Annotated in this window: 15 protein-coding genes; 6 read left to right on the top strand and 9 right to left on the bottom strand. The window is 55.6% G+C overall.

Annotated features, from left to right (window positions below; genetic code table 11):
• Positions 1-9: 9 nt before the first annotated feature.
• Positions 10-921, bottom strand: a complete 912-nt coding sequence (locus tag ACR0NN_RS02315) for a nucleoside hydrolase (RefSeq protein WP_170719275.1) — start codon at positions 919-921, stop codon at positions 10-12.
• A 176-nt stretch (positions 922-1,097) separates the two neighbouring features.
• On the opposite strand from ACR0NN_RS02315, the gene ACR0NN_RS02320 reads away from it, so the two are divergent.
• The 4 genes from ACR0NN_RS02320 (at position 1,098) to ACR0NN_RS02335 (ending at position 4,058) form a co-directional block, all read left to right on the top strand.
• Entirely contained in the window at positions 1,098-1,988 is an 891-nt protein-coding gene (locus ACR0NN_RS02320) for an SPFH domain-containing protein (RefSeq protein WP_170684093.1), read from the top strand.
• The gene (locus tag ACR0NN_RS02325) at positions 1,988-2,266 is read left to right on the top strand and encodes an NfeD family protein (RefSeq protein WP_170719277.1); all 279 of its coding nucleotides are present in this window, start codon (positions 1,988-1,990) and stop codon (positions 2,264-2,266) included. The genes ACR0NN_RS02320 and ACR0NN_RS02325 overlap by 1 nt, the downstream gene beginning before the upstream one ends.
• A 95-nt stretch (positions 2,267-2,361) precedes the next feature.
• Entirely contained in the window at positions 2,362-2,724 is a 363-nt protein-coding gene (locus ACR0NN_RS02330) for an SUF system Fe-S cluster assembly protein (RefSeq protein WP_170719280.1), read from the top strand.
• Positions 2,725-2,849: 125 nt separating this feature from the next.
• Positions 2,850-4,058, top strand: a complete 1,209-nt coding sequence (locus tag ACR0NN_RS02335) for a glycerophosphodiester phosphodiesterase family protein (RefSeq protein ID WP_170719282.1) — start codon at positions 2,850-2,852, stop codon at positions 4,056-4,058.
• Between the two features lie 73 nt (positions 4,059-4,131).
• Here ACR0NN_RS02335 and ACR0NN_RS02340 read toward each other — a convergent pair whose 3' ends face one another.
• Positions 4,132-4,461 (bottom strand): hypothetical protein, encoded by a 330-nt coding sequence (locus ACR0NN_RS02340; RefSeq protein WP_170719283.1) that lies wholly within the window; start codon positions 4,459-4,461, stop codon positions 4,132-4,134.
• A gap of 174 nt (positions 4,462-4,635) precedes the next feature.
• On the opposite strand from ACR0NN_RS02340, the gene ACR0NN_RS02345 reads away from it, so the two are divergent.
• Both ACR0NN_RS02345 and tpiA read left to right on the top strand, forming a co-directional pair.
• Positions 4,636-5,001 carry an iron-sulfur cluster assembly accessory protein gene (locus tag ACR0NN_RS02345; RefSeq protein ID WP_170719285.1) on the top strand — a complete coding sequence of 122 codons (366 nt, stop codon included), beginning with the start codon at positions 4,636-4,638 and terminating at the stop codon, positions 4,999-5,001.
• A gap of 99 nt (positions 5,002-5,100) precedes the next feature.
• On the top strand, positions 5,101-5,850 hold the full coding sequence (gene tpiA, locus ACR0NN_RS02350) for a triose-phosphate isomerase (protein ID WP_170719288.1): 750 nt from the start codon (positions 5,101-5,103) through the stop codon (positions 5,848-5,850).
• 2 nt (positions 5,851-5,852) lie between these two features.
• Here tpiA and ACR0NN_RS02355 read toward each other — a convergent pair whose 3' ends face one another.
• The 7 genes from ACR0NN_RS02355 to ACR0NN_RS02385 all read right to left on the bottom strand — a co-directional run bounded on the left by ACR0NN_RS02355 (position 5,853) and on the right by ACR0NN_RS02385 (position 13,334).
• Positions 5,853-6,299, bottom strand: coding sequence for a nucleoside deaminase (locus ACR0NN_RS02355; RefSeq protein ID WP_170684106.1), 447 nt, complete (start codon positions 6,297-6,299; stop codon positions 5,853-5,855).
• A 59-nt stretch (positions 6,300-6,358) separates the two neighbouring features.
• Positions 6,359-6,670 (bottom strand): DMT family transporter, encoded by a 312-nt coding sequence (locus tag ACR0NN_RS02360; RefSeq protein WP_170684108.1) that lies wholly within the window; start codon positions 6,668-6,670, stop codon positions 6,359-6,361.
• Between the two features lie 160 nt (positions 6,671-6,830).
• Positions 6,831-8,207 carry a TRAP transporter large permease gene (locus tag ACR0NN_RS02365; protein ID WP_170719290.1) on the bottom strand — a complete coding sequence of 459 codons (1,377 nt, stop codon included), beginning with the start codon at positions 8,205-8,207 and terminating at the stop codon, positions 6,831-6,833.
• Positions 8,207-8,884, bottom strand: a complete 678-nt coding sequence (locus tag ACR0NN_RS02370) for a TRAP transporter small permease (RefSeq protein ID WP_170719293.1) — start codon at positions 8,882-8,884, stop codon at positions 8,207-8,209. The genes ACR0NN_RS02365 and ACR0NN_RS02370 overlap by 1 nt, the downstream gene beginning before the upstream one ends.
• 117 nt (positions 8,885-9,001) lie before the next feature.
• A complete protein-coding gene (locus ACR0NN_RS02375) occupies positions 9,002-10,003 on the bottom strand; it encodes a DctP family TRAP transporter solute-binding subunit (protein WP_480683818.1) in 1,002 nt (333 codons plus the stop codon).
• 371 nt (positions 10,004-10,374) lie between these two features.
• On the bottom strand, positions 10,375-11,604 hold the full coding sequence (locus ACR0NN_RS02380; protein ID WP_170719295.1) for a sigma-54-dependent transcriptional regulator: 1,230 nt from the start codon (positions 11,602-11,604) through the stop codon (positions 10,375-10,377).
• Positions 11,601-13,334 carry an ATP-binding protein gene (locus ACR0NN_RS02385; RefSeq protein ID WP_170719297.1) on the bottom strand — a complete coding sequence of 578 codons (1,734 nt, stop codon included), beginning with the start codon at positions 13,332-13,334 and terminating at the stop codon, positions 11,601-11,603. The genes ACR0NN_RS02380 and ACR0NN_RS02385 overlap by 4 nt, the downstream gene beginning before the upstream one ends.
• Positions 13,335-13,377: the final 43 nt, after the last annotated feature.

Here is a 13,377-nt window from a genome sequence, read left to right on the forward strand (position 1 = left end):
TGCAACCCGTCAGGGCAGCGATGCAACGCGTTCGGTAAACAGGCGTACAACCCCTGCCCCGTCGACGTCCTTGCATACCCGTACCGGGGGTCGCGTGGCATCAATGCGCGTCGCACCATGTTCGGCACCGCCAGAGATCACCCGCAGGCCGGTTTCTACGATCTCGAACATCGGATCATGGGTGCAGGCGATGACGGCTGTTGAATCGTGCAGACCACAGCCTTCCAGCCCGCCAACCTCTTTGTAGAACTTCAGATAGAACCGCGAGATATCACGCAGAAACCCTCCCATATCAGGGGAATTCTGGGCCAGCCCTTCAAAATCCGCGGTCTCATACAGCGTTTTAAGAGTCACATCCAAACCAACAAGCACAGTTGGCAAAGGTGCAGCAAATACTTCGTCCGCAGCTTTGACATCATGATAGATGTTGGCCTCGGCATGTTCCGTGATGTTTCCCCGGCAATAAACTGCGCCCCCCATGATCACCAGCTTGGCCAGATTGTCGGCAAACTCTGGGTCCAGTCTGATCGCATCCGCAATGTTGGTCAGTGGCCCGACGGCACAAACGACCAACTCACCGCGATGGGTCCGCGCCATCTCAACCAGAAACTCTGCCGCGGCCAACTCGTGGTTTGCTCCGATCTGAGGAATTTCCGTGATATCTCCAAACCCTTCTGGCCCATGTACATGCTCTGACGGGGCATGACCGTCTTCGCCGCGCGCAAAGGGTGCCCCTTCAGCAACTGGGATACCCAAACCCAATTTATCAACCAGATAGCGTGCATTGCGGCTGGATTGATGCACGTGGGTGTTGCCGAACACGGTCGTCAGGCCCATTAGCTCAATTTCGGGTGCGGCGGCTGCATAAGCGATCGCCATTGCATCATCGATGCCGGGATCTGTATCAATTATCAGTTTCATCTCTGCCCGATACCGCAAACGCCAACAGGATGCAAAGCAGCCACAGCATGCGATTTCCGTATCAAATAATCAGTTTCAGAGATTTGCATTCAGGCCTGCTCAATCCATACCAGAGTTGAAAACGGGCGACTCAATCCCCAAATGTATACTATAGTACACAATAAATGAGGACAGATATGACAGAAGACCAGATTATCGGACTACTTACATCAAACGTTATCTATCTCCTGGCGGCGGCGCTGATTGCGCTCGTCATCTTCAAAGGCGTCAAGATTGTACCTCAATCCGAAAAGTTTGTGGTTGAAAGGTTTGGCCGATTGCGCTCGGTCCTTGGGCCCGGAATCAATTTTATCGTTCCTTTTCTTGATGTTGCACGCCACAAGATATCCATCCTTGAGCGTCAGTTGCCAAATGCAACTCAGGACGCGATCACCAAAGACAACGTATTGGTGCAGATCGATACTTCGGTTTTCTACCGCATTCTTGAGCCTGAAAAGACGGTTTATCGTATTCGCGACGTGGACGGAGCGATTGCTACAACAGTTGCTGGTATTGTCCGTGCCGAGATTGGTAAGATGGACCTGGATGAGGTCCAATCGAACCGCGCGCAACTGATTGAACGTATTCAGGAAAGTGTCGAAACTGCCGTTGACGATTGGGGCATCGAAGTCACGCGTGCCGAGATTTTGGACGTGAATCTGGATCAGGCCACGCGTGACGCCATGCTGCAGCAATTGAACGCCGAACGTGCGCGTCGCGCTCAGGTCACCGAGGCAGAAGGCCAGAAACGCGCCGTCGAACTGCAAGCCGATGCCGAGCTTTATGCGGCAGAACAAACCGCCAAAGCCCGTCGTATCTCGGCAGAAGCCGAAGCTTATGCAACGCAGGTTGTTGCAAAGGCCATTCAAGACAACGGGCTAGAGGCGGCGCAATATCAAGTTGCGCTGAAACAGGTGGAATCGCTTAACGCTTTGGGCAATGGCACCGGCTCGCAGACCATCGTCGTGCCTGCAAATGCACTTGAAGCCTTTGGTAATGCATTTAACATGCTGAAAGGAGGCAAATGATGGCTGATCCTTTCTGGCTGACATGGTGGGTCTGGCTGGCCGGGGCGCTTGCGCTGGCCATCCTCGAAGTCGCATTGCCAGGGTTTATCTTCCTGGGTTTCGCCATCGGTGCCGCCATTACAGGGTTTCTATTGTTGGTTCCCGGCATGGCACCCTCCCTGCCCGTTCTGCTGCTGATCTTTGCGGTTTTGTCGTTGGCTGCTTGGCTGGTTCTGCGCCGCATGTTCGCTTTACCGCATGGGCAAGTCAAAACCTTCAACCACGATATAAATGAGTGATCTGTTCCGGCGCCCATAACGGGCGCCATTGGACCTCTGGACGCTGCACAGTGGTTTCCCTATATAATCTCTCAGGTAACAGACCCGAGGCATCAATGACCCACCCCAGCGAACAGTTCGAAGGCAGCCCGCTCATTGCACCTTCTACCATCGAACACCCTTTGTACGAACCCGTGGTGGAAGCGTGTCGGACGGTTTTTGATCCCGAGATTCCGGTTAACATCTATGATCTGGGTCTGATCTATACCATCGACATCACCAGCGAGAATGCAGTCAAGATCATCATGACCCTGACCGCGCCAGGCTGCCCGGTTGCCGGTGAAATGCCCGGTTGGATCGTCGAAGCCATCGAACCTGTTGCGGGTGTCAAAGAGGTGGACGTTGAACTGACATGGGAGCCCCCCTGGGGCATGGAAATGATGTCAGACGAAGCCCGGCTTGAACTGGGATTCATGTAACCCAAAACTTACCCACAGAAAATTCAGACCTGTTACAAAACAGTGTGCTGCGTGTTACTTAACCGTTTTCGGGTTGTCACAATGTTGGGCCACAACGCCCGCATCTGATGACCCGGAGATCAAGAATGCGCCTCACAACACTTTGTGCCACCCTATTGTTGCCCACACTGGCCGCCGCCAATGGCATCACGCCACAGATCAGCTATGGTCCACGCCCAGCTTATTTGATCGATAAGTTGCCGGATGGCGAGCTGAAGACAACACTGCAGGCCTGCGCGGCGCAAACACCCGAACCCTCGGATTTTTCGATTGGCCACCGAGGTGCTCCGCTGTTGTTCCCGGAACATACGGTTGAATCGAATGTAGCCGCTGCGCGCATGGGGGCGGGCATTTTGGAATGCGACGTGACCTTTACCAAGGATCACGAACTGGTTTGCCGGCACGCACAGAATGACCTGCACACCACAACCAACATCCTTGTCAGCGATCTGGCCGACACCTGCGTCGTACCCTTCACCGCTGCCGATGGTGAGATCGAAGCGCAGGCCGAATGCCGCACATCTGAGTTGACGCTAGAGCAGTTTCGCACGCTGACGCCCAAGATGGACAGCGCTGACAAAACTGCGACCACGCCCGAGGCCTATCAGGGGGGCGTCGCGGGTTGGCGTACCAATCTGTTTGCCGACGCAGCGCACACCATGACCCATGCGGAATCAATTGCTCTGTTCCGCGATCTGGGGGCTAAGTTCACACCTGAACTGAAATCCCCGTCTGTCGAGATGCCATTCAACGGTTTCAGCCAGCAGGACTATGCACAAAAGCTGATCGACGAATACAAAGCCGCGGGTGTTCTGGCGTCGGACGTTTGGGCCCAAAGCTTCAATCTGGACGATGTTCTTTATTGGATCGAAAACGAACCGGAATTCGGCAAACAAGCCGTGTTCCTTGACAATTCCTACTATATCGATGGGTTCGACCACAACGATCCATCGACTTTCCCACATGATTTCAAGGAGCTGCATGCCAAAGGTGTGAACTATATCGCGCCGCCGATGTGGATGCTGGTGACCGAACAAGACGGCAAGATCGTGCCTTCTGTTTGGGCCACACAGGCCAAGGACGCAGGATTGAAACTGATCACGTGGACGTTGGAGCGTTCGGGGCCGCTGCAAACCGGTGGAGGCTGGTATTTCCAGTCGGTTGAGAATCTGACCACGGATGACAGCATGTACTATCAGCTGCTGGATGTTCTGGCGCAGGAAGTAAAGGTCGAAGGCGTCTTCTCGGACTGGCCTGCAACCGTCACCTACTACGCGAATTGCATGGGCCTCTGACCAAAGCCTTCCCCCATTTTATGGCCCATTCTGGACCGCCCTTGCCCGAGGGCGGTCCAATTTTATGATGCAATCATTTGATGTTACATGTCGATTTTATTTCAGCCGCACGGGCATCCAGTTCATTGATGTAGTCGCCTGATAACATCTTGAGGTGCTTTTGCTCGGTCCCGGTCACCAATCCCAACAAGGCCCCAGCAGGTAGGATTGAGACCACGCTTTCCACCTGCTGATCCTCAGCATGTTTCTTCTCAGCCGCAATCGCGCGTAAATCACCCGGCGCGGTAGCGCAATTGACCGGATGGCGTTTGTCATCCGCTGCGAACACCGGGGTTGCCAGTGCAATACAAACCAGACTGATCGATACGCCAAGGCCAGGCATATTTTTTGCTTTTTGTTCCATCTCTCTTCGCCTCTAGTAGTAATCTACCCAAATAATCCGACAATACGGGCACGCTAATGCCCTCCTGCCGTTGCAGGCAACCCATCACAGCTGCGGTATTTGTCATCTCGCTCTCTTGAGCCTGACGCAGACCGGCCTTAGATTAAGTCTAACGCGCGAATACGGAGCCCGCCCATGTTTGGCATTCCCGGCAAACAAGCCGTGACTATGACACCTAAAGCCGCCGAACAAATTGTTCGGCTTATGAAATCCGGTGGCCACGCCGGATTGCGCATTGGCGTCAAGAAAGGCGGCTGTGCAGGTATGGAATATACCATGGATTATGTGGATGAGTCAGATCCGCATGATGAGGTGGTCGAGCAGGACGGCGCACGCGTAATGATCGCACCGATGGCTCAGATGTTCCTGTTCGGGACCGAGATCGATTATGAGGTCTCGCTGCTTGAGGCTGGCTTCAAGTTCAGAAACCCGAATGTGGTTGATGCCTGCGGTTGCGGGGAATCGATCAAGTTCGACGAAACGATTTCGGCTCAGAACTAAGGTTAGACCACAATATATTGACCTCGCTGCCGGAATTGTCAGCCCCTGTCTTCGATGATATCCGAAGAGCATAACACTTGAGTTCTCGGAGGGACGGAGATGCGGCGCAAACTGGCGGCAGGCAACTGGAAAATGAACGGAACCAGCGCTGCGTTGAGCGAGCTTGAGACGCTGAGCGCGTCGTATCCTGCGCCTTCGGTCGATATCCTCATCTGCCCGCCCACAACGCTACTTGATCGTGCGGCGAACGCGGTCAAAGGATCAGGCATCACGGTTGGTGGGCAGGATTGCCATGCTGCCTCCTCGGGTGCTCATACCGGAGATATCAGCGCCGAAATGCTGCTGGATGCCGGTGCGGACACGGTGATCCTTGGCCACTCCGAACGACGCGAGGATCATGGCGAGCAGAACGAAGACATTCGCGCCAAAGCCCGCGCTGCGATGGAAGCGGGCCTGAAGGCAATCATCTGTGTCGGGGAAAGCTTGGAACAGCGCGAGGCGTCAAACACGTTGGATATCATCGGCGGGCAGATGTCAGGCTCGATCCCTGACCAGTCGACCGGAGAGAATCTGATTGTCGCCTATGAACCCATCTGGGCCATCGGAACCGGCAAAGTCCCCACTCTCGAAGAGATCGGCGAGGTTCATGATTTCATTCGCGCCCGGCTTGAAAGGCGCTTTGGTGAAGGCGTTGGCCGCTCGGTTCGGCTGCTTTATGGTGGGTCGGTCAAGCCCGGCAACGCGTCCGAGATATTCGCTGTATCCAATGTCGATGGCGCGCTGGTTGGCGGTGCCAGCCTGAAGGCCAAAGATTTCTCGGGCATTATCAACGCGCTTGAGGGCGCCTGATTCTATTCAGCAATATCCTCAGCCCATAACTCGGGCTTTTCTTCAATGAACCGCTTCATCAACGCGATGCAGTCCGGATCGTCGGCAATCACAACTTCGACTCCGCGTTCGCGCAAGAAGTCCTCATTGCCGCCGAAATTCAGTGTGTCCCCAATGACAACGCGCGGAATGCCGAACTGAATGATGGTGCCCGAGCACATCATGCAAGGCGAAAGCGACGTATAAAGCACCGTATCACGGTAGGTTTTCTGCCGACCCGCTTTGCGCAGCGCGTCCATCTCACCATGTGCAATCGGATCACCGCCTTGAACCCGCTGATTGCGGCCTTGGGATACAACCTCGCCTCCGCGCGCCAGAACCGAACCGATGGGGCAGCCGCCTTCGTCAAACCCTGCCTTTGCCTCGTCATAAGCAATGCGCAGCAGGCGTGTGTCGGTATCGGTCAGCATAGGTTGTATCCTTTAAGTTTCGAACCCAAGCTGCCCGACACCGATTGATGCGTCAACGCTTAGGCCAGTTTCATGACAACCAAGCCGCTCACAATCAGTACCGCCGCCAAAATGCGCATCGGCGTCAAGGCTTCGCCGAGGAACAAGATTCCGACGGTAAAGGCTCCGACTGCACCGATCCCGGTCCAAATGGTGTAAGCGGTGCCAAGTGGCAGATCACGCATCGCCAGCGCCAATAGGCCAAACGATCCGATCATCGAAACACCCATGATCGCCGTCGGCCACAGCCGCGTGAAACCGGCGGTTTGTTTCATCGCCACGGCCCATACGATTTCAAGCAGGCCAGCGAATAAGAGTAAAATCCAGGGCATAAGAACACCTCACTCTGTGAATTCGGGTCGTCCCGAATGATCAACCATGATGGTGAGGTCGTCCTCTGAGCTTTAGATATACTCTTAAGCCCCGCTTACAAGGTGTAAAGAACCGGGCGGATTGCGCCGCCCGGCCAGCTAACTGCTCGGATGTTTTGGTCTAATTCGTAATTATCTCGGGGCCCATGAACGTGTTAGGCAGGAAGGTGGATATCCACGGGATGTACGTGACCATGATCAGGAACACGAACAGAACGGCCAGGAATGGAAGTGCCGCTCTGACAACGCCCATCATCGGCATCCCCGCTACGCCCGAAGTCACGAACAGGTTCAACCCGACCGGAGGCGTAATCATCCCGATCTCCATATTCACCACCATGATGATGCCCAGATGGATCGGATCGATCCCAAGCTCGATGGCAATCGGAAAGACCAGTGGTGCCACAATCACGAGTAGACCCGAGGGCTCCATGAACTGACCGCCGATCAACAGGATCACGTTGACCACGATCAGGAACGTCACTGGCCCCAGCCCCGCAGACAACATCGCTTCTGCAATGTGCTGAGGCACCTGTTCGTCGGTCAACACATGCTTGAGGATCAAAGCGTTGGCGATCACGAACAACAGCGTCACGGTCAGCTTGCCAGCCTCGAACAGCGTGTGCTTGGTATCGGGGTGAATAAACGCCGTGATCAAAGCATAAGGTTTTTTCAGCAGCGAGATATTCTGCGCATCGCCTTTGGTACTGAGCGGCCCCATGTCCTTGTAGACAAAGCTTGCGATGAAGAATGCATAGACTGCCGCCACAGCTGCGGCCTCGGTCGGGGTAAAGATGCCTCCGTAGATACCGCCCAGAATGATGACGATCAGGAACAAGCCCCAACCGGCCTCGCGGGCAGATGTAAAGACCTCACCCCAGCCTTTCCAGTCACCTTTGGGCAGGTTCTTGACCTTGGCCATGACGTATATGGTGATCATCAACATCAGACCCGCCATCAGGCCCGGTATGACGCCCGCTAGGAACATCCGCCCGACCGAGACTTCGACGGCGGCGGCATAGACCACCATCACGATTGACGGCGGGATTAGAATGCCCAGCGTACCCGCGTTACAGATGACACCGGCGGCGAATTCCTTGGAATAGCCGACCTGACGCATCCCGGCGATAACAATCGACCCGATGGCAACCACAGTTGCCGGGGATGAGCCTGACAGTGCCGCGAACAACATGCAGGCGAACACGCCCGCAATCGCCAACCCGCCGGGCAAATGCCCCACGCAGGCAACCGAGAACCGGATAATCCGCCGTGCAACTCCACCTGTTGTCATGAAAGACGATGCAAGGATGAAGAATGGGATAGCCAACAGGGTAAAGTGCCCTTCGAACGCCTCGAACAATGTCCCTGCAACCGAAGCAAGCGAACTGTCCGAATAAATCAGTAGAAACAGGGTCGAACTGAGGCCCAAAGCCACCGCAATCGGCACACCGATCAGCAAAAGGCCAACGACCATCGAGAAAAGGAGTACGACGTCCATCAGTCATGCCCTCCTTGCTGAGCACGAACTTCTTCGATCTCGTCCTCGACTTCATGGCTGGCGACCAGGCGGTCAGTTTCACCGCGCCATATCTGAACGGCGACCTGCGCGAACCGGATCACCAGCAGCAGCATCGACAGCGGCAATACGAGATAGGGAACCACCTTAGGCAGCTTCTCGTAATATTCGCCGTAGTTGATCATGTCTTCGAGAAAGCGCAGCGGCGCGACCATGGGTATGTCATCAACTTCGTAGAAGCTCTGGCTGCGCGCGCTCATGTCGAAACCGGTGGGGAACCAGCGACCCGAGGTTGGAGGCAGATCGGCGAACACTGCCCAATAGTCGTATGACCCTTTGAGCAAGAGCAGCGAAAACACCAGACAACAGGCCACTGCAATCAACGCCAGAATCCGGCGCGGCGCCGGGGCCAGCATATTCAGGATCGCATCCACGCCCAGATGCGCGTGTTTTTTCACCGCATAAGATGCGCCCAGAAGTACCAGCCATCCAAAGGTGAACACTGTCAGTTCTAGCGCCCATAGAATATTGGAATTAAACACAAACCGCGCGATCACATTAGCAAAAGTGACGACCGTCATCAGCCCCAGTAAGCATGCAATCAAGGTTTCTTCGATATGGTCGACCAGCCCGCCTTGGCCGGATTTCGCACCAGACATCTCTCTGTCCCCGCAATTTTTTTGATGAGAGTTGAGGGAGTGTGGCGGGCCATAGCGGCCCGCCCAGCCTGCGCATCCATAACTCCCCAGTCCCCGGATGCGCGGCCTAAACCGGGATCAGAACCCGGCGTTGATCGCCTGTGCGGCGTCGATTTTGTCCTGACCGACGTCACCGGCAAACTTGTCCCAGACCGGCTTCATCGCATCAACCCAGGCTTGGCGCTGTTCTGGGTTCAGTTCGCGAATGATGCCACCTGCGTTGGTGATCGATGCTTTGGCTTCTTCATTCACCGCGAAGGCCTCTTTGTTCCGAGTCTCGGTCACTTCGGTAAGAATGGTCAGGAACTGATCACGCACTTCGGGATCAAGGCTGTCCAGCCAGTCCACCGAGGTCACAACCAGATAGTCGATGATGCCATGGTTTGTTTCGGTGATACCGTCCTGAACCTCAAAGAATTTCTTGCCGTAGATGTTCGACCAGGTGTTTTCCTGCCCGTCCACAACGCCCTGCTGCAGCGCGCCGTACACTTCCGAGAACGCCATCTTCTGCGGGCTACCACCGATCGCTTCCATTTGCGCAACCAGAACGTCCGAGGATTGTACGCGGAACTTCAGGCCTTCTGCATCCGACGGATCTTCCAACGGCTTGTTTGCCGACATCTGCTTCATGCCATTGTGCCAAAAGGCCAGCCCCTGCAGTCCGCGGCGCTGCATGCTGTCCTTCATCGCCTGACCATCAGCAGAGGCTTGGAACGCATCCACGGCATCGATGTTCTTGAACATGAATGGCAGGTCAAACAGGCGGAATTGCTTGGTGAACTTTTCGAACTTCGACAAAGACGGTGCGGCCAGTTGCACGTCTCCTTGCAACATCGCCTCAAGTACCTTGTCATCGTTATAGAGGGTCGAGTTCGGATAGACCTCCATGCACATCACGCCGTTCATCTCGTCATTGACGCGCTGCTCAAGCAGCGATGCGGCGATGCCTTTGGGGTGCTTGTCTGTGTTGGTCACATGCGCAAACTTGACGACGATCTCGCCAACTTCGCAGGCCGCCAAACCTGCTGTCGCGGTTACGGATAAAGCAATCGCAGTTGCTGCCGTTGTCAGGAATTTCATCAGTCTTCTCCTCCCAGACTTCCCTAAAACTTTCATCAAGCGCCCAATCAGCGCCGTCTGGTGCGGAGTGAACCGAATCAACACTTCACTCTCAACAAATTGTTCATCAGCGGACAAATTAGATTTTTTATTTATTAAATCATTTGGTTAAAGCGCATCCGACGCTAATCTAGCATATCAAAAAATCGACCATGTGCGAATTTCCGCACAGGCAAAGTGCGCCCTGTGCGGGTTTCCGCACAAATTTCGAATCACACCTTCCGAATCGCACATAAGTAACAGCGCGCAACCGCAGCCCGCCCTGCGGGCTGCCGGGCCCAACGGCTCTGCCAGTATGATAAATACTGAAAAAAGCTGGCGGGAGAATTTCGCTAGCGGCGATAGTCTTCTGGTCGGATGTGATAACGGGCCAGCTTGTCATAGAAAGTCTTGCGCGGCAGCTTCAGCGCCTTGGCCGCATCTGCAGCCTTACCATTGTGGCGCCCAAGAGCCGCGATCAGCAAAGACCTTTCGACCCGCGCCAATTGCTCGCTCAACCCCAGATCGTTGGCCTGAGCCACCTCGTCCGGCATTCCCAGCACAAACCGCATGGCCGCCGACATCAGAGAACGCGCATTGCCCGGCCAATCCTGCGCCATCAACGAGGCCAGATGCTCGGGTGTTACTTCAGGTTCGGCAATTCCGGCTTGTTCTGCCGCCTGCGCAACGTAACGACGAAAGATAATGGGGATATCTTCGGGGCGCTCTGATAGCGCTGGGATACGCACGCGCATAACATCCAACCGATAGAACAGGTCTGCATTGAACCTTCCCTGCGCGCAAAGGTCGGACAAATCGGCTGTTGCCCCCGCAATGATCCTGACATCTGCCCCCTGCTCGATCATCTCCAGCGCTGCAAACTGCGTTGCATCTGTCATCGCCGAGACCTCATTTAGAAACAGCGACCCTCCCGCAGCGTCTGCGCAGACACGCAGCAGATCATCCGGGTTCAGACCTGAGGCCGGGCGTTTGACAAATGGCCCCTGCCCAACCGGCGACATCAGGTGGACCACCTCTGCCACCTTCGAGATCCCACTGCCCGCCGGACCGGTCACCAGTACTTCGGCATGCGTGGGCGCCACGCTGCGTACGCGTTCGCGCAAGGCCTCGGCCTGACCGGACAAGCCAAACAGCATGCGCGCCGCGGGATCTCCACGTTCAAGCTCGCGCCGCTGCTCACGCTCATGCAGAACTTCCGCGCGCGCGGCAAAGGCACGTTCGAGCACATCGAGCAGGTCAGCAGCAGCGCAAGGCTTTTCAAGAAAATCAAATGCTCCCTGCCCCATGGCCTGAACAGCCATCGGAATATCCCCTTCGCCGGTCAGCAAAACCACAGGTAGCTCCGGATCCACTTCACGCGCAAAGGACAGCAGATGAAACCCGTCGCGCCCGGGCATTCGGATATCCGATATGATCACCCCATCAAACTCGCGATGAATGTGATCCTTGGCAGCAACAAAGGACCCGGCTGAAACCGGTTCATAGTCCGCTAATTCAAGTGTCTGGGCCAATGCCTCACGTACGGCGGCGTCATCGTCAACCAAAAGCACTTTGCGGATCATGCAGCCTCATCCTCTGCGTAAGGCTCCAACTCAACCGTGAACTCAGCACCGTCCTCGGTATTTGAACCGCGAATGTCGCCCCCAAAGCTCTGAACCAACCCATAGGAAATGGACAATCCCAATCCCATGCCCTCAGATGAGCCCACTGTTTTTGTGGTATAGAAAGGCTCGAACATCCGATCAGGGTCTTCGATGCCCGGGCCCGTGTCACGGACCGAAACACGGATGGGTTTGCCCGCTATAAGCGAAACCGAAATCTTGCGCATCGTCCGATCGGCCATCGCATCCGCCGCATTGTTAATAAGGTTGACGAACACCTGTACCAGACGCACCTCGCCACCCCAGGCGTAAACGGCATCCTTCGGCGGCAGCCATTCCAGTTCAACGTTATCATCACGCAGCCGAACTTCGGCTAGTTCGGTGGCCGCGTTTAGCACCTGAACCAGATCTACGCGTCCCATCGGTTCGCTTTCATTTCTCGCAAAGGCGCGCAGGTTCTTGATGATCCGCGCCATTCGGGCGGCCATATCCGAGATGCGACCCAAGTTTTCACCCGCTTTCTCGTCCTTTCCGCGCTCTAGAAAGGCAGACCCGTTATCAGCGAATTGTTGAATCGCCATTAGAGGCTGATTTAACTCGTGGCTGATACCTGCCGACATCTTGCCCAACGCGCTCAGCTTGCCAGCCTGCACCAGGTCAGCCTGCGCCTGTTTAAGCGCCGCCTCCGCTTCTTCGCGCTCGACGACTTCACGACGCAGCGCCGAATTGGCAGCCGTCAATGCCCTGGTCCGCTGAGCCACCCGGCTTTCCAGCACCATGTTGGCTTCAGCGAGCGTGCGCCGACGTTCAGAGGCCAAGAACAGTAGCGCACCGAATGCAAAACAGATGGCCGCAACTGCCGCTGCCTGCAAACCCGCCAATCGGCGCGCAGGGGCCACATCCACCAGCATTTCCGCAGTCATCGCAATAACGGGCAGTTCTAGTGTCAGGTGCAAAGCACGTCGTGGGAGATAGCGACCCCAATTAAGTGTCCAAACCTCATGACCCGCTACTTTGGTCGAAGCAAAATCAACATTCTCTCCTTGGGGTGAAGTCAGGCCTTGTTGACCCTCAACGCGGTTCCAGAGCAACAAATCCGAGCGGTTCGAGATAAACACGACGCCGTCGGCATCAACAAAAAACACAGCATCGGTGCTGCCACGCCAAGTCTGTTCAACATCCTGCACATCGGCCAATACCATCAGCGCTCCCAGAATCTGCCCTGTATCAAGAAACGCGGGTGCCGCATATGAATAGATGCGATCACCGCTCGCCTCATCCACGCCATGCGCGCTTCCTAGTGCGCCTTGCATAGCCCGCTCAAACGCGGGGTGCGCAGACATATCGCGCCGCGCCACGGGTTGGGCCGCCGCCAGAATCTGACCTTCCGTGTCCAGATACATCACGTTCACTGCGGCCGTTTTGTCTGCAACCTCCAGCAGCACATTTCGGGCCGCCAGCTGTTGATCCGGACCGTCAAGCGCCAGCAAAGCAGGATGATCCGCCATCAAAGCAGCCACTTCCTGATAGACCTGCATCTGGGTGCTCAAACGGTCTGCAGCCAATTCGAGGTCGGCTTCGGCTTTTTCGCTTAGCTGTGACAAGGCCTGACGATACCCGTATGTCCAGACTGCCGCCGACAGCAGGGCAACCGCACAACAGAAACCTGCGATAATCCAAAAACGTTGCATATCTAGGGTCTTGCATTCAGCGGCGCCCATGGCAAGTCTGCAG

It is taken from the genome of Ruegeria sp. BA2 (assembly GCF_056539605.1).